This is a genomic window from Alkalibaculum sporogenes, assembly GCF_009362815.1.
Lineage (GTDB): Bacteria > Bacillota > Clostridia > Eubacteriales > Alkalibacteraceae > Alkalibaculum_A > Alkalibaculum_A sporogenes.
In genome coordinates, this window is record NZ_WHNX01000023.1 from 1 (window position 1) to 22258 (window position 22258).

19 protein-coding genes are annotated in these 22258 nt (G+C 32.3%); 13 read left to right on the forward strand and 6 right to left on the reverse strand.

Annotated elements, in window-relative coordinates; all coding sequences use genetic code 11:
- Positions 1-97: 97 nt before the first annotated feature.
- Positions 98-898, reverse strand: a complete 801-nt coding sequence (gene proC, locus GC105_RS12660; protein WP_152805343.1) for a pyrroline-5-carboxylate reductase — start codon at positions 896-898, stop codon at positions 98-100.
- Between the two features lie 287 nt (positions 899-1185).
- Between proC and GC105_RS12665 the strand changes: the two genes are divergently transcribed.
- The 9 genes from GC105_RS12665 to aguB all read left to right on the forward strand — a co-directional run bounded on the left by GC105_RS12665 (position 1186) and on the right by aguB (position 10385).
- The gene (locus GC105_RS12665) at positions 1186-2523 is read left to right on the forward strand and encodes an APC family permease (RefSeq protein WP_246169836.1); all 1338 of its coding nucleotides are present in this window, start codon (positions 1186-1188) and stop codon (positions 2521-2523) included.
- 91 nt (positions 2524-2614) lie between these two features.
- The gene (locus GC105_RS17600) at positions 2615-3100 is read left to right on the forward strand and encodes an FMN-binding protein (protein ID WP_152805345.1); all 486 of its coding nucleotides are present in this window, start codon (positions 2615-2617) and stop codon (positions 3098-3100) included.
- A gap of 252 nt (positions 3101-3352) precedes the next feature.
- On the forward strand, positions 3353-3550 hold the full coding sequence (locus GC105_RS12675) for a cold-shock protein (protein WP_152805347.1): 198 nt from the start codon (positions 3353-3355) through the stop codon (positions 3548-3550).
- 237 nt (positions 3551-3787) lie between these two features.
- Complete coding sequence (gshAB, locus tag GC105_RS12680) at positions 3788-4774, forward strand: bifunctional glutamate--cysteine ligase GshA/glutathione synthetase GshB (protein WP_152805349.1); 987 nt, start codon at positions 3788-3790, stop codon at positions 4772-4774.
- A 68-nt stretch (positions 4775-4842) separates the two neighbouring features.
- A complete protein-coding gene (locus GC105_RS12685) occupies positions 4843-5748 on the forward strand; it encodes an ABC transporter ATP-binding protein (RefSeq protein ID WP_152805351.1) in 906 nt (301 codons plus the stop codon).
- Between the two features lie 8 nt (positions 5749-5756).
- A complete protein-coding gene (locus GC105_RS12690) occupies positions 5757-6533 on the forward strand; it encodes an ABC transporter permease (RefSeq protein ID WP_152805353.1) in 777 nt (258 codons plus the stop codon).
- Positions 6534-6647: 114 nt separating this feature from the next.
- Positions 6648-6782, forward strand: coding sequence for a hypothetical protein (locus GC105_RS17505; RefSeq protein ID WP_281350127.1), 135 nt, complete (start codon positions 6648-6650; stop codon positions 6780-6782).
- A 98-nt stretch (positions 6783-6880) separates the two neighbouring features.
- Positions 6881-9244 (forward strand): CCA tRNA nucleotidyltransferase, encoded by a 2364-nt coding sequence (locus tag GC105_RS17605; RefSeq protein ID WP_152805355.1) that lies wholly within the window; start codon positions 6881-6883, stop codon positions 9242-9244.
- 250 nt (positions 9245-9494) lie between these two features.
- Positions 9495-10385, forward strand: coding sequence for an N-carbamoylputrescine amidase (gene aguB, locus GC105_RS12700; protein WP_152805358.1), 891 nt, complete (start codon positions 9495-9497; stop codon positions 10383-10385).
- A gap of 380 nt (positions 10386-10765) precedes the next feature.
- Here the strand turns inward: aguB and GC105_RS12705 are convergent, their stop codons facing one another.
- The 3 genes from GC105_RS12705 to GC105_RS12715 all read right to left on the reverse strand — a co-directional run bounded on the left by GC105_RS12705 (position 10766) and on the right by GC105_RS12715 (position 15359).
- Entirely contained in the window at positions 10766-12931 is a 2166-nt protein-coding gene (locus GC105_RS12705) for a DNA topoisomerase III (RefSeq protein ID WP_152805360.1), read from the reverse strand.
- A gap of 595 nt (positions 12932-13526) precedes the next feature.
- A complete protein-coding gene (locus GC105_RS12710) occupies positions 13527-13883 on the reverse strand; it encodes a DUF6483 family protein (RefSeq protein WP_152805362.1) in 357 nt (118 codons plus the stop codon).
- Positions 13884-14237: 354 nt separating this feature from the next.
- Positions 14238-15359 (reverse strand): endospore germination permease, encoded by a 1122-nt coding sequence (locus GC105_RS12715; protein WP_152805364.1) that lies wholly within the window; start codon positions 15357-15359, stop codon positions 14238-14240.
- A 261-nt stretch (positions 15360-15620) separates the two neighbouring features.
- Between GC105_RS12715 and GC105_RS12720 the strand changes: the two genes are divergently transcribed.
- The 3 genes from GC105_RS12720 (at position 15621) to GC105_RS12730 (ending at position 19660) form a co-directional block, all read left to right on the forward strand.
- On the forward strand, positions 15621-17030 hold the full coding sequence (locus GC105_RS12720; protein WP_193708414.1) for a spore germination protein: 1410 nt from the start codon (positions 15621-15623) through the stop codon (positions 17028-17030).
- Positions 17027-18136, forward strand: a complete 1110-nt coding sequence (locus tag GC105_RS12725) for a Ger(x)C family spore germination protein (RefSeq protein ID WP_152805368.1) — start codon at positions 17027-17029, stop codon at positions 18134-18136. Before GC105_RS12720 ends, GC105_RS12725 begins: the two co-directional genes overlap by 4 nt.
- 228 nt (positions 18137-18364) lie before the next feature.
- Positions 18365-19660 (forward strand): glutamate-5-semialdehyde dehydrogenase, encoded by a 1296-nt coding sequence (locus GC105_RS12730; protein WP_152805370.1) that lies wholly within the window; start codon positions 18365-18367, stop codon positions 19658-19660.
- Between the two features lie 332 nt (positions 19661-19992).
- Here the strand turns inward: GC105_RS12730 and GC105_RS17315 are convergent, their stop codons facing one another.
- Both GC105_RS17315 and GC105_RS12735 read right to left on the reverse strand, forming a co-directional pair.
- Entirely contained in the window at positions 19993-20130 is a 138-nt protein-coding gene (locus tag GC105_RS17315) for a DUF5670 family protein (protein WP_281350128.1), read from the reverse strand.
- A 151-nt stretch (positions 20131-20281) separates the two neighbouring features.
- Positions 20282-21118, reverse strand: a complete 837-nt coding sequence (locus GC105_RS12735) for a YihY/virulence factor BrkB family protein (protein ID WP_152805372.1) — start codon at positions 21116-21118, stop codon at positions 20282-20284.
- 204 nt (positions 21119-21322) lie between these two features.
- Between GC105_RS12735 and GC105_RS12740 the strand changes: the two genes are divergently transcribed.
- Positions 21323-22159 carry a pirin family protein gene (locus GC105_RS12740; RefSeq protein WP_152805374.1) on the forward strand — a complete coding sequence of 279 codons (837 nt, stop codon included), beginning with the start codon at positions 21323-21325 and terminating at the stop codon, positions 22157-22159.
- Positions 22160-22258: the final 99 nt, after the last annotated feature.

Sequence of the window (22258 nt, forward strand, 5' to 3'; positions counted from 1 at the left end):
CCATATTAAAAAACTCCTTACTGGTTTGAATTCATATCTAAATTCTTGCCATTAAAGAGTTATTTTTTACCATAGACACAAAATTTATTACACTACCTTAAAGAATTTTGCTTTTTTCCACACAAGTACTAACTGCCTCTATTACGGCATGACGAAACCCACTTGATTCAAGGCTTGCCACTGCTTCGATAGTTGTTCCACCTGGAGAGCAAACGGCATCTTTTAATTCGCCAGGGTGCATATTAGTCTCAAGTACCATTTTAGCGGCACCTAAAACTGATTGAGAAGCAAAAATATATGCTTGTTTCCTCGGCATGCCATGTAGAACGGCGGCATCTGCTAATGCTTCTATAAACATATATGCATAGGCAGGGGAAGAACCACTTACACCAGTTACTACATCCATTAACTTTTCTTCTATAAATTCTAATTTTCCAAAACATTCAAAAATTGTTTTCAATTCATTTTTTTCTTCATTAGTTATCATATCATTAAGACATATAGCTGTCATAGCCTCACCCACGAAAGCGGGAGTATTAGGCATAGCTCTTGCTATTTTTATTTTTCGATTAAAACGTTTTTCATTTTGATTAATTTTCTGCCCAGCAGCAATCATTACTATTACTACATTTTCTTTTATTTCATCTTTAATCTGTGCAATGATTTTTTCGTACATATAAGGTTTAACTGAAAGAAAAATAATATCGCATTCTTTTGCAATCACAAGATTATTTTGTGTAATATGAACACCAAAAGATGATTTCACTTCATCTAAACTTTCTAAAGATGGATTTGAAGCATAAATACTTGAACTGTGTATAAAATCTTTCTTTATAAGACCACCAATCATCGCTTTTGCCATATTTCCACAACCAATAAAACCAATTTTTTTATCCATATTATTTGAGTCCTTTCTGATTCGTATATTAAAAAACTATTATGTTAATTATAACAGTAATTTCCACGATCACAAATAAAGTTGTAGGAGTAAGTGAAACTTTATTACTATTTTTATAGAAAATAATGGATATTAAACTTGCTATTCAACAATTAGTATATCTGATATAATATTTTAAGCTATTATTTAGTAAAACAGACTAAAGGGTTAGATGCGAGATTATGGTGAAATGGTATAACTACAAAAATTTTACCTCGCAAGTATGACCAAATGAAAGGAAGAGAATATTGCAAACACTAGAGAAGAAATATGGATTATGGACATCTATTGCTATGGTTGTGGGTGTTGTAATAGGATCGGGTGTGTTTTTTAAGGCAGACGACGTGCTTACATTAACTGATGGAAATTTAATATTAGCTTTACTAGCATGGGTAATTGGCGCCATAGCAATGGTTTTTGGAGCTTTAGTTATTGCTGAATTTGCTCAGCGGATAGAGAAGGCAAATGGACTAGTAGACTATTACGAAACAGCATATGGCAAAAGATTTGGTTACTTAATGGGATGGTTTAATGGGACAATATACTATTCACCACTTTCTGCTATATTAGCCTGGATTAGCTCTTTGTATACTTTAGTAATTTTTGGTGTAGCGCAACCAGATAATTCTCCAGTTACATGGATACTAGCTTTTATATATTTAGTTATGGCGTATATACTTAATTATTACACGCCTATCTTAGCAGGTAAATTTCAAGTAGCTACTACTATTGTTAAGTTAATTCCATTGGGTTTGATTGCAATTGTAGGGAGTGTTTTTGGGATAAGAAATGGCATACTTATTGAAAACTTCACTACTGCTTCACAGACAGTAGGAAGTGGTGTTGGTTCATTAGCGTCAGCAGTTGTTGCAACAGCCTTTGCATACGATGGTTGGATATCTGCTGTAACAATAAATAATGAAATAAAAGATGCAAGAAAGAATTTGCCGAAGGCCTTAGCTATAGGTGCTATTATAGTATTTGTAGTGTATGTAACTTATTTTCTTGGAATTGCTGGTGCGCTTAGTACAACAACAATAATTGAACAAGGAGATAATGCAGTAAACATTGCTGCAAATAATCTCTTTGGAGGTGTAGCAGGTGTTGTACTCTCTGTTTTTGTGGCTATATCATGTTTAGGCACATTAAATGGATTGACAATAGCATGTATAAGAATGCCTTTTTCACTTGCTATTAGAGGTCAGGGACCTATGCCAAAATTATTAGCTAAAGTCAACAAAAAGACTGAGATGCCAACATATTCAGTAATATATGCATTTATTTTGTCTATTATATACTTAACGCTATGGTATGGAAGTATAAATAATTGGTTTGGTAGATATGTGGGGATAGACGAGATACCCATAGTACTTATCTATGGACTATACATATTTTTGTATATTTGGTATATGAGAAACTTTAAGGACTTGAACATTTGGAAGAGATTCTTTATTCCATCTCTCGCGATTATAGGTTCTTTAATCATTGTGTATGGAGGAATTACAAATCCAAGTATTGGAATATATCTAGTTATATCCATACTAGTTATATTGTCCGGTTTGATCTTCTATAAAGATTCAAATTAGTTTTTGCATTTGACGAATAGTTTTAGTAGATGTATAATATTTTTGTTAAGTAAAATTTGACAATTACAAATAAAAAAGAGGTGGATTTTAAGTGAAAAAGATTTTAGTATTAATTTTAGCAGGTCTATTAATATTAACCCTTGTAAGTGGATGTGGAGCAAAAGACGAAGATGCAACTGCAAAAACCCCTGAAACTCCAGAGGTTAATACGCCAGTAGTGCCAGAAGGTCCCGATACTGCAGCAGATGCTACAGATGGTACATACACAGCTGAAGGTGAAGCAGATACTTATGGTTGGAAGCACTTTGTTGAATTAGAGATTAGTGAAAAACAAATTACTAGTGTAAACTTTGATTATGAGAATGCTGAGGGTATTATGAAGTCTGAAGACGAGGCTTATGCTGCATCAATGGAAGCAACAGGTACTACTCCAGATGTTTTTATACCTGAACTGGAAGCACAGCTTTTAGCAAAACAAGATATTTCTGCTATTGACGGAGTATCTGGTGCTACACAGTCAACTGAGCACTTTACAGTACTAGTTAAGGAAGCATTAGGTAAGGCAGAAAACAAATAATCGATAACTGTGCTCAGCTTAGCAACATGTGTTGCTAAGCTGAGGTTTTTTTATTTTTTAAAAATAAAGTTTGATAAAATTTAAAATTTGGTGTATACTAAGCTTACCTTGCATTATTAGTAAAAGAATTATTATAAATGAATTTAGAATTAACTACTTTTAATATCAGCACTACTTATAGATTTTGGTTCTAATGGATGAATTTTTTTTTACAAGTGATAAAAGGAATTATATTTTCGGAGGTAAGATAGTATGAACGGTACAGTAAAATGGTTTAACTCAGACAAAGGATTTGGTTTTATCACTTCAGACGAAGGTAAAGATGTGTTTGCACATTATTCACAAATTCAAAAAGACGGTTTCAAAACTTTAGTAGAAGGCGAAAAAGTTTCTTTCGACGTAGTTGAAGGCGCTAAAGGCCCACAAGCTGAAAACATTACTAGCCTATAATTCTTACGAATTATAAAGATCTGAGGAATAATCTTCAGATCTTTTTTTTATATAAAAAGTCCAACTATATTGCTGATATCAAAACTATACGATACAAAGTAAAGTCATAAAGTTTTTCTTTCATTAGTTTAGATATTTTCAGATGCAATGTGATTACTTTACATTGTTTTATAAATAGCTAGCAAATGTTTGGAGAATTTAGTATTATTAAAATAAAATAACTTTACGAGGTTAATAATGGAAAATAAATATGAATCATTAGAACTCTCTACACAAATAGTAATTGAGGAAGCTTTAAATCGTGGTGTCGCAGTTGAAATTCTAGACGAAAAAGAGAATTTTATACGTTTAAGAAAAGGTGATAAAACTGAGTATATCCAGCAAGCAACAAAAACTTCAGCAGATCCTTATATTATCCCATTAATAATGGAAAATAAACAGTTGACAAAGTTATTGTTAAGTGAGCATTCAATGAGTGTGCCAAAAGGTATTGAGGTAAATTCTTTGAGCCAAGCTATTGAAATTTATCCTTCATTTGAAAATATGAACATCGTAATAAAACCAAATACGACTAATTTTGGTAAAGGTGTTTTTATTCTAGATAAAAGTAGTAGTATTACTGAATATAGAAGCTCTGTAATTGAGGCTCTAAAGTTTGATTCTACTGTACTAATAGAACATTTTATAAAGGGTAAAGAGTATAGATTTCTAATAATAAATAATGAAGTAGTAGCTGTGTTGCATCGTATACCTGCCAATGTTATAGGAGATGGACTGCATACTATAGAAGAGTTAGTATTTATAAAAAACCAAAGCCCACTTCGTGGTAAAGGTTATAAAACACCTTTAGAGAAGATTGAACTTGGAAAAGTTGAAATAGCCCATCTTCAAAAACAGAATATGGATACTAGTACGATACCATCTAATAATAAAATTATCTATCTACGTGAAAATTCAAATGTGAGTACAGGTGGTGATAGTTTAGATTATACAGATGAGATACACGTTGGGTACAAAGAGATAGCTTTAAAAGCTACATCTATTATTGGGGCTAAGATCTGTGGAATTGATATTATAATAGAAGATTATAATACTGAACCAAGTAAAGATAATTACTCTATTATAGAACTTAATTTCAATCCAGCTCTGCATATGCATAACTATCCTTACCGAGGTAAAAATAGGCATGTCGAAAAGAAGATATTAGATTTATTGGGATTTTAATTACCATAGATTAGTTTAGAGCTTGCTACTGATTACTAAACTATAGAACAAATTACAATGGAGGAATTATGCTTAAAATAGATAATGTTTCAAAAACTTATAAAAAAGGGAATAAAGAAGCTCTTAAAAATATTAATTTAGATATAGGTAAAGGCGAATTCACTGCGTTGTTGGGGCAAAATGGTGCAGGAAAGACAACTTTGATTAATATACTTGCAGGCAATGTACAAAAGACTAAAGGAATAGTTACTATTGGAGGATATGATTTAGATAACAACTCCCTAGAAACAAAAAGGATTATAGGGATTGTACCTCAAGAAGTTGGACATGATTATGTTTTTACAATTGAAGAGATGCTTAAGAAGCAATCTGGTTATTTTGGTATTAAAAATAATAAAAATTATATTGACGACTTACTTGAAGAATTATCTTTAAAGGATAAACGCAAAGTAACGGCAAGAGAACTTTCAGGAGGAATGAAAAGACGTTTGCTCATTGCAAAAGCCTTAGTTCATAAACCTAAAATTTTAATATTAGATGAGCCGACTGCTGGAGTAGATATAGAGTTACGAAGATCCATGTACGGATTTCTCAATAAATTACATGGAGAAGGTACTACTATTATTCTAACTACACACTATATTGAAGAAGCTGAAAAACTATGTAAGCGAATTATAGTTATTGACGACGGGAAAATTATTGAAGATCAACCGAAGGAAAAATTAATGGGATTATTTTCGGAAAATACCCGTATTAAGTTTGAGTTTGATTATGATATAAATAGTAGTGATATTGAGTTTCTAGAAGAATATAGCCCAATTATTAAAGAGAATAGAGAACTGCAAATAAAGGTAAATAAAAGTGATTTATCAAAGGTACTAAGGCTCGTAAGCGAAAGAGGATTAAAATTTGTAGATATAAATGTAGATAAACCTAAACTTGAAGACATATATTTAAAGTTAATTAGGCATTAGGAGGTACGATGAAAGCATTTTACAATAGATATGGATTTATGACCCTTTTAACTCGAGAGATTCATAGATTCACTAAGGTTTCTATACAAACAATTTTAGCACCATTATTATCAAATATACTGTATTTAGCAATTTTCGGCGCTATGCTTCAAACTAGAGAAGTTGGAATTGATGGGGTAAGTTTTTTAAATTTCTTAGTTCCAGGTTTGACTACAATGGGAGCACTAATGGCAGCATTTCAAAATCCAGCATTTTCATTAATAGCTCAGAAGTTTCAAAGTACTATTCAAGACTTAAATAGTTATCCTATATCTGATGTTGAAAAATCTTTAGCATTCATACTTGGAGGTACATTTAGAGGTTTTTTAGTTGGCATATTAACTTATACTGCTACGATTCCATTTGTAGGAAGTCAAATAAGCAATCCAATATTATTCTTTTTTTCTATTTGTGTTACTTCCTTTATTTTTGCATCTGTGGGACTTGTATGTGGACTTATACTTGATAATTTCGAAAAGATGAATTTTGCACTAGCTATTGTTATAACTCCTTTATCTTATTTAGGAGGCGTATTTTTTGAGGTGTCAAAACTACCGGGAATATTATCGTACATAGGTTTGATTAATCCAATATATCCCTTAGTAAATATAACTAGGTATGCATATTTAGGAATTTATGAAGGGAATATATGGGTTCATGGGATAATGGCGTTAATATTTCTATCTGTTGCGTTTATTACTTCGCTGATTATATTCAGAAAAGGGATAGGAATTAAGACTCGGTAAGTAATAATTAGAAAAATCTCAAAATAAGAAACTTAAACTTAACAGTTAAACTAAGCGAATGAAATGTACTTTCGAGGTTAGACTAATATCAAATTTTTATAAGGAGATGTTAGTATGACCAAAGATAGTCAACCAGATAAAAAAGAAGTAAGGAAAAAAAAGAGCAAAGGCCAGACACCAATAACGGCTGAAGCACAAAATCACAATAAAAATGCTAAAAAGCAATCTATAGAGAATAACGATGTTTAAAAAAAAGTGTGATTAATCAAATTGCAAGAAGAGTCTTAGACCTAAGTGAAAATTAAATCTCAAGGTCTAATGGCTCGTTTTCAGGAGCGGAGGATTCTATGAAAATTGATTTACCTAATCAGATTAGGGAGGCACTTAAAATCATACATAAGAGGGGTTATGAATCTTTTGTTGTAGGTGGATGTATTAGAGATGCCCTGATTGGTGTTGATACTCATGACTATGATATAACTACAAATGCAAGACCTACTATAATCATGGACATTTTTAAAGAATATCGCGTACTTCAAACTGGAATAGTACATGGTACTATAACTGTAATTATGGAAGATATACCAGTTGAGATTACTACTTATAGAATTGAAGGCATATATTCAGACAATCGTCGCCCTGACAAAATTTTATTTACTCAAAAGATAAAAGACGATTTAAAGAGAAGAGATTTTACTATGAATGCCATTGCATACAATGAAGAGAGTGGCATAGTTGATCTATTTAATGGACAAGTAGATATAGAAAATAAGATCATTCGCTGTGTAGGAGATCCAGATAAAAGATTTGAAGAGGATGCTTTACGTATCTTAAGAGCTTTGCGTTTTTCATCTACTTTAGGGTTTAGTATAGAAGTTCAGGCATCTAAAAGTATTCATGATCGCAAAGAATTACTTAACAATATTTCAATAGAACGCATTACATCTGAATTCTCAAAAATGATTTGTGGAGAATATATTGGCAAAATACTTATTGATTTTTTTGATATAATTGAGTTCATTATTCCCAATTTATTGCCTTTTATAGAATCATCGCAACACTATAACTATGATAAGAAGTTTCGACCAACTGTTAAGAGTATTGTAAATACTCCTGGTATTTTACACTTACGCCTTGCAATGCTACTAAACAATATAATACCTTATCATGCATCAGTGAGTAAGTTGAGTCAGGAAGATATTGCAAAAGAAGCAAAACAAATACTGATAAAACTACGTATTGATAAAGATACTATTCAAAGGGTATACACACTTGTGAAATACTACAACCTAGAGATAGAAGTTAATGAATATTATATTAAGAGGTTCATGAATATATTAACTCCTGAAGCGTTAAAAGACATACTACAATTAAGAAAAGCGAATGAATCTTACGGTAATACCAATGAATTTAGTGTAATTGACAAAATAGAACAAATGATCTTGACGGTGGATAAAATTTTACTAGAAGAAGATTGTTACTCTATAAAAGATCTTGCATTAAAAGGTGAGGATCTATTAGCAATAGGAGTACCTCCTAGTAAGTTAGTAGGAGACATTCTTGATTATTTATTGGATAAAGTGATTTCTAACGAGACTGAGAATGAAAGATCACAGCTTATCGATTTAGCAAAAAAATATCTATGGAGAAAAGTAAATGACGAAGGACATATACGGGGAAGTGAAAGTATCATGAATGATAATAAGGATTTTTTTATGCCTGCTGAATGGGAAGAACATGAGAGGACTTTTATAGAATGGCCTGTTAAAGAGGCTATGGTATGGTCTGAAAATTACTTGGATCTTTGTACAGGGTATAGCGAGGTTGCAAGGAAAATTGCTAGTTATGAGCCTGTTACAATGATAGTAAATGAAGAAACTCAAATTGAAGCGCAAAGATTCTGCGGTAAAAGTGTAGAAACACTAGTAGTTTCTCATAATGATGCATGGATAAGAGATAATGGACCTACTTTTGTAGTTGCTAATGATAAAAGGATTAAGGGAGTAAATTGGAAATTTAACGCGTGGGGTGAAAAATACTTGCCGTATGATCTAGACGATGCTGTTGCACCAAAAATTTTAGAACATTATAATGTACCAAGAATTAATGTACCTATTGTATTAGAAGGTGGGTCAATTCACGTTGACGGTGAAGGAACTTTAATAACTACAGAAGAATGTCTCTTAAATCCCAATAGAAATCCTGATTTAACAAGAGGTGAAATAGAAGAACATGTTAAAAAAAATCTAAATATTTCTAAGATTATTTGGCTTAAGAGAGGATTATTCGGAGATGAGACAGATGGACATATTGATAATATCGCGTGTTTTGCAAGACCAGGTCTTGTCTTAATTCAAACTTGCCAAGATGTACAAGATCCCAATTATGAAATAACTAAGGAATGTCTTGAAATTTTAAAGAATAGTACTGACGCAAAGGGCAGAAAGCTAGAAATAATTGAAATTCCACAGCCCCCAATCAGATTTTACAAGGATATTAGACTAACTCTAAGTTATATAAATTTTTATTTTATTAATAAGAGTCTTATATTACCAATTTTTGGTGGAGATGCTGAAGAAACAGATAAACAAGCAGAGGCGATCCTACAACGAGTATTCCCAGATAGAACAATTGAAAAAGTATATAGTATGTCCTTAATAAAAGAAGGTGGAAATGTTCACTGTATTACTCAGCAAATGCCACGTGTTTGACAAGTGATAAAAATATTTACGAGTATGGCGGCACTCACTCATGATAAGATAGAGCGAAGAAGTTAGGAGTAACGACGCCAGTAGAAAGAGGTTGTATTTTCATATTTTTAATGAAGCTAAATTATTGAGGAAGTTTATTAAGTATGGTAATTATAGAATTACGAACATTTTCAATAGATTACCGAAAATAGTGTAAAAAAAGCATTTAAAGTACTGATAATTGGTACTTGACTTCAAGAGGAGGATAATTATGAGGAATGTAAGTGTAGCAGCTACTCAAATGGGCTGTTCATCTAATATAGAAGAAAATATAGCAAGAGCAGATAAATTAGTGAGATTAGCAGCATCCAAAGGAGCTCAAATTATATTAATTCAGGAACTCTTTGAAACTCCATATTTTTGTCAGATTGAAAAACCTGAGTATTACAATTATGCTACAGAAGTGGAAGAAAACAAAGCGATTAATCACTTTAAAGATGTTGCTAAAGAATTAAAAGTTGTCCTGCCTATAAGTTTTTATGAGAAAAAAAACAATGCTAGATATAATTCCCTAGCAGTTATAGATGCAGATGGCATAGTCATGGGAGTATATAGAAAAAGTCATATTCCCGATGGACCTGGTTATGAAGAAAAATACTACTTTAATCCTGGAGATACAGGATTTAAAGTTTGGGATACGAAATATGCTAAAATTGGAGTAGGAGTATGTTGGGACCAATGGTATCCGGAAGCTGCCAGAGTAATGGCACTGAAGGGAGCAGAAATACTCTTTTATCCCACTGCAATAGGTTCTGAACCAGAACAACCTGATGTAGATTCTAAAGAACATTGGCAACGATGTATGATAGGACATGCAGCATGTAATCTAATGCCAGTAGTAGCGTCTAATCGCATTGGAATAGAATTAAATAATGATTCAAAAATTGAATTTTATGGATCTTCTTTTATCACAAATCAATTAGGTGAAAAAATAGCAGAGGCAGGAAGAACTCAGGAGACAATATTAGTCGAAAGATTTGACCTAGATGCTATATCAGAACAAAGAATAGAATGGGGAATATTCAGAGACCGTCGCCCTGATTTATATGGAGCAATCTTAACATATGATGGAGAAACAAGAGGACTTAATGATTTGCGTTGATGAAGCATATTGCCCATGTTTTCAGTAGGCGGTCGAATATGATTTTTAGTAAGCGGGTCGCTGAGGGCCGACCCATACCTACAGCAACAATATACTATATGAAAAAAACGTAGTGGTCGCAGCCTACGGCGACCAAAACAACATCCCAGGTGAAAACACCCCGTAGTGGCCGCAACCCACGGCGACCAAAACAACACCCCCGGTGAAAACACCCCGTAGTGGTCGCAGCCCACGGCGACCAAAACAACATCCCAGATGAAAACACCTCGTAGTTGTCGCAGCCCACGGCGACCATAAAACATCCAGATGAAAACACCCCGTAGTGGTCGCTGCCTACAGCGAACCATATTTTAATTAATTATACTTCTATATTCTGTATATCAAAGTTTCAGCTTTGATAGAGCATCTGCTAGTGCTGAATTTACCTCCGATTCATCGTTGTTCTTTTTCAGATATTTTTGAGCCTCTTTTTTTGAGATGCTTTTATTTTCTTTGCTCTTTCGTTGGTTAAAGGAAGACAACTTTTCTCTATGTCCGCAGGTACATGTAAAGATCTGTCCTTCTCCTTCACCTACCATAGTTAATTTCTTCTTGCAATTAGGACATCTTGCATTTGTTACTTTTGATAAGCGTTTTCTATTACCACATTCTCTATCTACGCATACTAGTACTAAACCGACTTTGTCTTTTTCTTGTAGCATGTGTTTACCACATTTCGAGCATTTTTCTCCACTAATATTATCATGTACAAATTTTCCGTCGTCTGTTTGTATTTCTTCGATGATTTCTTTCGTGTAAACTTTAATTTCGTCTATGAAACTGTCTTTTTTTAGTTTTCCAGTTTTTATAGCGTCTAATTTTTGTTCCCATGTTGCAGTAAGGTCAGGAGCTTTTAAGTCTTCTGGGACAAGCTCTAGTAGTTGCCTTCCTTTACTAGTGGTAATTATATCTTTGCCTCGTTTTTCAACGTAAAATTTATTAAATAGTTTTTCTATGATATCTGCCCGGGTTGCTACAGTACCTAATCCACTGCTTTCTCCTAAAATCTTGGCTAGTTTATTATCTTTTTTGCTCATATATTTCGATGGGTTTTCCATTGCCGATAACAGAGTCCCCTCGTTGAATAAAGAGGGAGGAGATGTTTTGCCTTCGACTGCATTTAATTCATTTATGTTTAAAAACTGATCGTTTTTTAAATTTGGTATTAGTACTTCCATATTTTCATCGTGTGCATTATCTCTTAAATAAATTTCCTTCCAACCAAGGTCTATAGGATGTTTTCCAGATGCTGTGAATATTTCCTTTGATACTTCAACTTTTATAGTTGTTTGTTCATATTTGTAGGGTGGATATAACACAGATAAAAATCTTTTAACAACTAAGTCAAAGATCTTCCTCTCGCTATCTGATAATATTCCAATGGATACCTTTTGTTCAGTAGGAATAAGGGCATGATGATCTGAAACTTTACTATTATCAACAAAATGTTTTTGAGATTTAATTGTTCTTATTTTTTTCACTAAGTGCTGATATTCACCAGAATTTATTGCAGCTAAACGATCTTTAAGGGTTCCTACGATATCGGAGGATATATATTTAGAATCAGTTCTTGGATAAGTCAAAATTTTATGGTTTTCGTATAGTCTTTGAGCGATAGATAGAGTTTCCTTTGCAGAAAAATCAAATAATCTATTCGCATCTCGTTGTAGTTCTGTTAGATCGTATAATTGTGGAGGGTAAAGTGATTTCTCTTTCTTATCTACAAGAACTACTTTAGCTTGAGTAGATTTCTTGCATTTCTCAACTAGAGTCTGAATGGAATTCTCGTTAAAAATCCTACTTTCACTAGTTTTTTGATCTTTCCACAAAAATGAAATTCCATTTGCTACAAGTTTTAATTCCTTGTAAACTTTCGGAGTAAAATACTTTATTTCATTTTCTCGATCTGCTATTAAGTTTAACGTAGGAGTGTGTACTCTACCACAAGATAGTTGAGCATTGTATTTACATGTCAGAGCCCTAGTAGCATTAATACCTACAATCCAATCAGACGTTGCTCTTGCTAAAGCAGAACTATATAAATTATCGTAGTTTTTGCCGTCTTTCAATTGTTTGAAACCTTCTTGAATGGCTTTATCAGTTACAGAAGATATCCATAGACGTTTAATAGGCTTTTTATTGTGAGCTTTCTCAAGTATCCATCTTGCAACAAGTTCGCCTTCACGACCTGCATCAGTAGCAATTACTATTTCAGATACATCATTTCGATTTAATTGTTTCTTTACAGTATGGTACTGTTTAGTAGTTTTTTTTATTACTTCTAATTTTAATTGGGATGGAATAATAGGTAAATCAATCATATTCCAAGATTTATATTTTTCATCGTAATTTTCTGGAGGTGCTAGTTCAACTAAATGACCTAAGGCCCACGTAATAATATAGTCACTTCCCTCTATAATTCCGTCACCTTTTTTAGTGCATTTAATTACTCTAGCAATATCACGTGCCACAGATGGCTTTTCTGCGATTATTAATTTTTTACTCATGTAGACTTCCTTTCTATATGTTCTATATGTATTATATCATAAATTATGGTTGTAATATTTAGCAGTCTACTTTATCCTACGCAGATTTCACCTCAACCCCTTGGGGGTTTCGGTCGTTGGCACTTGCTCCCTTGAGAAGTGAGAAGTGGGAGGTGAGATGTGAGATGTTGGAAGTGAGAAGTGAGAAGTGAGATAAAATCTTCAATCCTGCATCTACCTGCGAGCCAATCTGCTGCAGATTTCACCTCAACCCCTTGGGGGTTTCGGTCGTTGGCACTTGTTCATAGAATTCATTTCCTTTTCTCGTGCAAGCACGTAAAAATAAATTAATTCTGCGAGCCAATCTGCTGCAGGTTTCACCTCAACTGCTTCGCAGTTTCGGTCGTTGGCACTTGCTCATAGAATTCATTTCCTTTTCTCGTGCAAGCACGTAAAAATAAATTAATTCTGCGAGCCAATCTGCTGCAGATTTCACCTCAACTGCTTCGCAGTTTCGGTCGTTGGCACTTGCTCATAGAATTCATTTCCTTTTCTCGTGCAAGCACGTAAAATGAAATTAATTCTGCGAGCCAATCTGTTGTTCGAATAGTAAAAACTAACCTAGGTCTGTTGGATCAATGTCTATGGAATCAAATAATTCTTGAGATTTTTTGTAGTGCTTTTCTGCTTGAATTTTATTTCCTTCTTTTTCAAAAATATCTCCCTCATAAGCGAGTAACTTGGCAATAAAAAATACAGCTTTTGAGGTAGCTTCGTTTCCAACTAATTCTTTTATAGAACTAACAGGTAATCTTAGCAGCAAACTTTTACTAATACCAAAATTTTCAATAAGAGCTGTATTTGTTATTTCATGGCAAAGATCGTAGTTTTTAATATCCTTATTTAAAACAAGTGCAGCAATTATTTCTGCCATCTGTCTAGTCATCCTCAGAATATAATCATTTTCATACATAAAGAATCCCTCCAATTTGTAATGGTCATTATATAAATATAACATAATAAGGATAACAATAATTAAATAGATTTTAGTAGCAATAAAGTGAAATTTTATTCAGTGGGGACTTTCTTCATCACCTTCTGGATATTAGTAGAACTAATCAGGCTTTTGTAGGCACCTAATTTCCAACTTATATTTTTTTTCTTGAAATCTTGAAGGGGGAGCAATACCCAATTTATCTTGTGTGAAAGGTAAGAAAAATTGAATGGTATCGCCCCGGTCAGGGTTGGCTAGACTTGTAGCGACTGAAAGGAGCGAGAAGTCCGCAACCTACGACGAGAGTATTAGTTCCTATTAATTCCAGATAAACTAAGTACTTTGTTCTGTTTTATCGTCCTTGTCTGGCAATATATTTAATCTAGATTTTACATCTACTATTGCAAATACCATAAAAGGTACTAACACAAAATTAAACAAACAAATATACTGATAAATATTGAGTAAATCAAAAAGGAGTAAAGAATTTCTACTGGCATAATAAGACGCTACGAGAACTAAACTGCTAATGATAAAAACTGAATACTCTATATGTTTTTTACTCATATTGTAATTTCTAAAGATAATCAAGATAGCAAAAAAAGATATTAAATACTTTAATAACCAACCACCTACAATTTGCAACATTACATACAGTTCGCCAAAATCAAAATACTGATAATAGCTAACTAATTGAGTTTGTAAGAGTTTAGGGTAATTCAATGTTGCTGCTCGAAAAGGAGTAAAAGTCGTTAAAATACCGGTAGTAGACATGATTTCCATTTGGATCAATATAATTAGACCAATAATTACATTTCGAATAATAGTTCCTCTACGATCTTGAATTTTAGATAGATAAGGTAGTGTTATAGAGATACAACCGTATAGACCTAAAGTCTCTAGGATAGCTAATATAAAACCACTTGTGATACCATTTTCAAATACTGGAAATAACATAGACGCATCTTTATATTTAGTGGTCAGTATGCCTAAGTTTATACCAGCAATCATAATAAAGGTAATTCCAATCATAGTTATAATTACAATAGCTATTAAATTTTTGCGCACTATAAAAATAGCAGGAACGATAAAAAACAACAAGTAATACCACTTTGGTACTTCTATCAACATAACTTGATTCATAGAATCAGCCTCTACAGATGCAGACTCAATAAGGGTAATAAATAATGTCAAAACAAATAAACCAATTAAAACATTTCCAAACTTTTCGCCTACTGCACCTTGATATAGTTTAATCATATTCTTTTCATCAGAATTTTTCCAGACAATCATAATATAAATAAAAAATGCAAATATGATAATAGACGAGATGATAACTGCAACCCAAGTATCTCTTAATCCGTTAGCTATAAAAACTCTAGGGTATGTTTTTATGGAAACTATACTTACACCTAGTATTAAAAATATTAAATGGCCTGGAGAAATCTTATCCATGGTACACCTCTTTTTATTCGTAAAATAATTTTTCTTAAGATCTTAGTCTTTATAACTAATTAACTTATTGTTGTAAATATTAATTCAAGCAAAAACCTATATCTAATGATAAAATAATTTTTAATAAATATTACTATATTTCGCCGATATACTAGTAACAATAAAGTATTATATTGTGATTATTGGCATAAAAACTATAAAATTATACTTAAATGAATAGATTTGTTGCTAAGTACTAACAATACTCACTAGGTGATGAAAATGGAAAACTTTACTTTAAGCGATATAAAACCTAAATTAGAAAATATGATTGACGTAAGGTATAGAGAGATAAAGTTTGGAAAAGAACTAGTTACATTGGTTTTTATAGATAGCTTATGTGATGTAAAACTTATTAGTGAAAATATTATCGCACCATTGATACAGTATGACGAAAAACCAATTAAAGATATCAATACAGTAAAGCAAGAGGTGCTTCTAACTTGTCCTGCTAATGAAGTAGATAATATGGATAAGGCTTTAAACCAAGTTTTTTCTGGAGATATATTAATATTTTTCCATGGCTTAGATAAAGTTCTCTCTAGTGATGTAAAAGGATACCCTAAGAGAGCAATCGACATTCCCATTACAGAAACAGTTGTCAAAGGTCCTAGAGAAGGGATAAATGAAAATCTAAAAGACAATGTGTCCGCTATTAGAAGGAGATTTAAAACTGCTGATTTAAAAATTGAAGAATTTAAGTTAGGAGTAAGATCTCAAACCGCAGTTAATATGATTTATCTGGATGGAGTTGCACCTAAAAAATTAATTAACTATGTTAGAGATAAAATAAATATTATTAATACATCAGATTATATTGCATATGCAAATGATTTAGAAGAGGCAATGAAGGCTAAAGGGACCCCTTTTGATACTATAACCTATTCCGAGAAACCGGATATACTCTCGCAAAAAATTTCCGAAGGACGAGTTATAGTTTTGTTTGATGGAGACGGTTTTGGTGTTATAGCACCACATTTTTTCATAGAAAATTTTCAAACTACTGACGACTATACTATGAATAAGTTTATGTCAAATACAGCAAGAATTTTAAGATGGTTATCGTTTTTAATTGCCACATTAGTACCAGGTTTGTACTTAGCACTAGTTACTCATCACTTTAGACTTATACCATCGGTATTACTTTTTAAAATGACTGTTTTTAGAGCAGGAGTACCAATGCCTACTGTAGTAGAATTATTAATTATGATACTGTTTTTCCAAATTATAAGAGAGGCTGGTGTAAGATTACCTCAACCTATAGGCCCTACTCTAAGTATTGTAGGTGCTTTAATTTTAGGAGATGCAGCAGTTAATTCAGGTCTATCATCCCAGGTCACAGTAGTAATAGTTGGCTTAACTTCTATATGTTCCTATTTGTCGCCTAAACTATATGTTGCTATATTTTTTTGGAATACTACTATGGTAGTTTTTGCAGCTTTACTAGGTTTGCCTGGCTATTATATGGGTTTCATACTATTAGTCTCTCATGTGTCAAATTTAACTAGTTGTGACTATCCATACTTCTATCCACTAGGCACTGTAAATACTTTTAAATACAAAGACATAGTAACGAGAGGGAATCTAAGTGATATATCTGAAGATATATTTGTAAAGGACGATGAGCAATGAAAAAATTACTTTTAACTTTATTGATAGTAGCACTTTTTCTTTCAAATGGTTGTGCATACCGAGATATGAATAGATTAAAATTTGTTACAATGTCAATTTTCGATCGAAATGAACTAGGAGAAATAGAATTGTATCATGAATTATTCTCATCTACTAGAGGTCAAGGTCAAGATCTTGGGGTAGCTAAAAGGGTTACGGGCTACGCTCGGGGCGAGACCATTGGAGATGCTTACTATATTGGGCAATCTAATACTAGTCTGCCAGCAGCGTACGATGTAAATAAAACAGTAGTATTTACTGAAAATATAGCAAAGCATGGCTTGATAGATATTATTGGAGCTTTTGGTAGAAATCAAAAGCCTACGCTAAAGCAATATTTGTTTATAAGTGAAGGCCAACCTACAGAATTATTAGGTGCTAAAGTACAAGATGAAGAGTATATAGGTATATACCTCGAACAAATGATGATATTTCAAGAGCATCAAGCTAGAGTAATATCTATTTTACTAAATGATTATTTGAACGATCGATTAAGAGGAAGTAGAGTAGCAATAGTGCCTACCGTACGTCGAGTTGTTTATAAAACAGGTGAAGATGTTGAAATTAGTGGTGCTGCTGTATTAGTAAATGATAAAATGGTTGAAAAACTGACTTTAAACGAAGTTGCAACGTACAAATTTTTGACTGGAGAAATAAAACTAGGTGACATAACTGTTGACAATCCTCAAGATAAAGGTAAATTAGTGTCATTGTTGGTGTTGAAAAACAAGACGAAGGACGATTTTGAGTACCATGGTGAGAGCCTAATATACACTATAGAGATAAATACGGTTTGCTCAATAGAATCTGTCCAAGGAAAAATCGATGTTACAGATGATAAAGTAGTAGATCAAATTAAAAAGCAAGCTGAAGAAGATATAAAAAAAAGGGGTATTGAGTTATTTGAAAAATATCAAGAACAGGGTATAGATCTATTTAATGTAGAACTGCAATTGGAGAGAAAAGATCCTAATGCAGAGCTTCAAGATGTTTTAAAAAATACGACGCTAAATCTAGATGTAACAGTGAAAATTGATGGGTCTCAAACAACGTCAAATTCTAGATAGGGTTAGATCTGAGATTAGCATTTTAAATATTCAATATACCTGCTGAGTTAAGCTTTACTATTGCATAAAAATACCTACTATAGTATCATTGAAAATAAAGTGAGACTCTATTTAGTAGAACTAATCAGGCTTTTACACGCACTTAATCTGCCACTTATCTTTTTTTACAAGTGTGAGTTTTAGTGCCTGTTAATATGGGATAAAATTTATGATAAGCAGGTGGATTGTATGAGTATAATCGAAGCGGCAAAGGCTGCAAAAAAAGCGTCTATAGATTTAGCGGCTATTGATACAGTGATTAAAGATCGAGCATTAGCAGAGATAGTTAATGAACTAGAAAATAGAATGCAAGATATAGTAACTGCAAATAACGAAGATATGACGAGAAGTAAAAATGAAAATCTACCATCACCGCTTTTGAAGAGATTGAAGTTTGATGAACATAAAGTTGTAGATGTCATTGCAGGGATTGAAAGCCTTAGAAAATTACCAGAGCCAGTGGGAAAGACTCTTGATGCAACTGCACTAGATACAGACTTAGAATTATATAAAGTTAGTTGTCCGATCGGTGTAATTGGAGTAATTTTTGAATCTAGGCCAGATGCTTTAGTACAGATATCATCCCTTTGTCTAAAAAGTGGGAATGCAGTTATTTTAAAAGGTGGTACAGAAGCTAGAAGTACTAATAGAATTCTATGGGAGATTATTAAAACTGCCTCAGAAAAGGCTGGTATTCCCAGTGGTTGGATACAACTTATTGAAACTAGAGAAGATGTAACTGCAATGCTTAAGTTAGATGATTCTATCGATTTAATTGTTCCTAGAGGGTCTAATGAATTTGTAAAATACATTATGGAAAATTCTAATATACCAGTACTAGGTCATGCAGACGGAATATGTCACTGTTATATAGATGAGGGTGCAGATATAGAAATGGCAGTTAATATTGCACTTGATTCAAAAACTCAATACGTAGCAGTATGTAACGCGACAGAGACTTTGCTAGTAAATAAAAATTTAGCAGAAAGTTATTTACCACTACTTAAAAAAGCTATGGATAAAAAAAGTGTTGAATTAGTTGGAGATGAAAGAGTTCGGAGCATTATAGATATAGGAATAGCAACTGATGAAGATTGGAAAAGTGAGTATTTAGATTATAAACTTTCAATTAAGATTGTCGATAATATTAAAGAAGCGATTACACATATTAATACTTTCGGGTCAGGACATACGGAAGTAATAGTATCTAATAACAAAGAAAATGTTGAAACTTTTATGAACCTTATAGATTCCGGCAATGTTTTTTGGAATTGTTCTACAAGGTTTAGTGATGGATTTAGATATGGTTTTGGAGCAGAAGTTGGTATAAGTACTAATAAGATCCACGCTAGAGGACCTGTTGGCTTAGAGGGATTGTTAATATACAAATATAAGATGATAGGACATGGGAATATCGTAGACGATTATGAGACACAAAAGAAAACGTATAAACATGTAAAGTTAAAGAAAGAGTTCAAACTATAATGTGGATTTATTTTAATAAATAACTGCCTAAAACCTGATACCTAGTTTAGCTATGATAAGGTACATACAGTTAATGGAAAGGTAAGTTAGAGCCTAACCGCAAATATTAGAACAGTTTTTTTGTAATATGAACCTTAGATAACACTATAAAAATTCTAAGCTGCCAATTATTAGTCCTGTTGGCAGCTTTTAGACATGGATAGAGATATTCATTGATTCGTAATTAACGTACAAAGATATTTGCACTGCCAAGGCGGACTTATAGTTCATTACACTGCACTACATTTTATATATAAATCATAGCCTTGTGAAAAACTGTTATAACACTTTTATCAGAGTATAAAAGAAAGTAAAAACACAATCAATGCGATTATGAATAACAGATGGAGTAGCTTTCCACCTATCTTTAAGACTAAACCTATAACCCAAACAAATACAATCATGCCGCCTAACCATCTTAATAGTTCCATGTTTTATTTTCGCTCCTTCTTTAATTTTCTATCGCCTCTTATTTTTAAATACTGATATTGAGTAGCATTTGCATCAAATATATATAAATTATCTAAAGATAATTTTATAAAAAAGAGATTAACTAACAATAGAAATTAATTTTTGTTTCAATTAATTGTTTTGAATATATTTATGAATTGAAATTAGCTCGCCACCTAGGATGATTATAAAGGTACTTATATACAACCAGAATATTAGACCTATAATTCCGCCTAAACTTCCATATACCATTGCATAGTTATTAAAATTATTTACATAGAAAGAGAATAATAAAGATGTTATATTACATCCAATTGTAGCAAACAAAGCGCCTATTATAATGTTTTTTAAATTTAATTTTATATTAGGCGTGTACTTATATAGTAAAGAAAATATAATGAACATTATAAAAGCGGGAATGATATATCTAATAAGCTTCCAAACAACAGTTATTAAGGAACTTTCGCCCAATAAATCAAAGATAAAATTCTCTATAACTCCTCCTAATACAAGCATAAAAAAACTTAAGATTATAATAATCGTTAAACCGATAGTAGAAATAAGAGTTAAAGAAATAAGTGTAATAAAGTTACGGTTTTCTTCAACATCAAATGCTCGATTAAGTCCTTTTATAATTGCGTTTAAGCCTCTAGATGCAGACCAAAGACTTGCTAAAATACCAACTATCAAAAGAGTGCCACTTCTAGATTCCAAAGTTTCCAACAATACATTTTCAATCAATATACTTGTTTCAGTTGGGAGAAATCTATCGAAGTTATTAATTAATATTTCACTAGATAAAGGAGTAAAACTTAATAAGTTAATTAAGAAAAGTAAAAAAGGAAAAAATGCTAATATTAAGTAATAGGTTATTTGTGCGCTAATACCAGAAATATCATCATATTTATATCGTATTATGGCTTGTTCTATATATTTGAATAAAATATAGTTTCTTAACTTGTCAATCATAGATCTATCTCCAACTATCAATTATTTAATTTCTTACCTTTCAGGCTATTTCATTTTATACTCTTTTAATTTTACCCATCATTCTTTTTATTAAACTCAAGTTAAGATTGACTATTACTGAAGGGTATTATATAGTTTGTAAAAATAGAAAATGGGTATTAATATAAATGATAAAAAGATATATATAAATGGAGGTATTCTTTTATGATTATACGCAAAATAAAAGAAATAGTTACAGGTGAGCATGCAATAGATGGTGCTGGGGTGAATCTTGTTAGGGTTATAGGTAGACCTAATGTATATAGTTTTGATCCTTTTTTAATGATGGATGCATTTGATTCAATAGATCCAGATGATTATACTAAAGGATTTCCTTGGCATCCTCATAGGGGAATAGAGACTATTACTTATTTAATTAAAGGAGATATCGAACATGGAGATAGTTTAGGAAATAAAGGGCGAATTTTAGATGGACAATGTCAGTGGATGACTGCTGGCAGTGGAATAATCCATCAAGAAATGCCTCAAGCATCAGAGAGGATGTTAGGTGTTCAGTTATGGTTGAATATACCTGCAAAGGATAAAATGACAGATCCTGCATACAGGGATATTCTATCAGAAATGATACCGAAAATAGAGGATGATGCGAGCAGGGTAGGTATATTATCAGGTAATTACAAAGATACGGATGGAGCTATATGTGGAGATTATGTAAAGTTAAGATTCTTAGATGTAGATATAAAACCGAACCGAGAATGGGCAATTGATACACAGTCAGATAAGACATTATATATTTATATAATTGAGGGCAGTGGTATTTTTGATGAAGAAAAAGGATTAGTAGAGAGCAAGAGAGCGATACTATTTGAACAGGGTGACCAGCTTATAGTTAATGCCTCAAAAGATGGAATTCGATTCTTGCTATTTGAAGGATCTCCATTAAAAGAGCCGATAGCATGGGGAGGTCCTATTGTAATGAATACACAAGAAGAACTGACTCAGGCGTTTAAAGATTTAGATGAAGGAAATTTTATAAAGTAATAGGTAAATATATAGAGTTGCATATCAAGTAGTACCCTAAAAAGTTATCTTCTATAGAGATAACTTTTTCCTATCTTACTTTAGCTGTTTAAGAAAGTC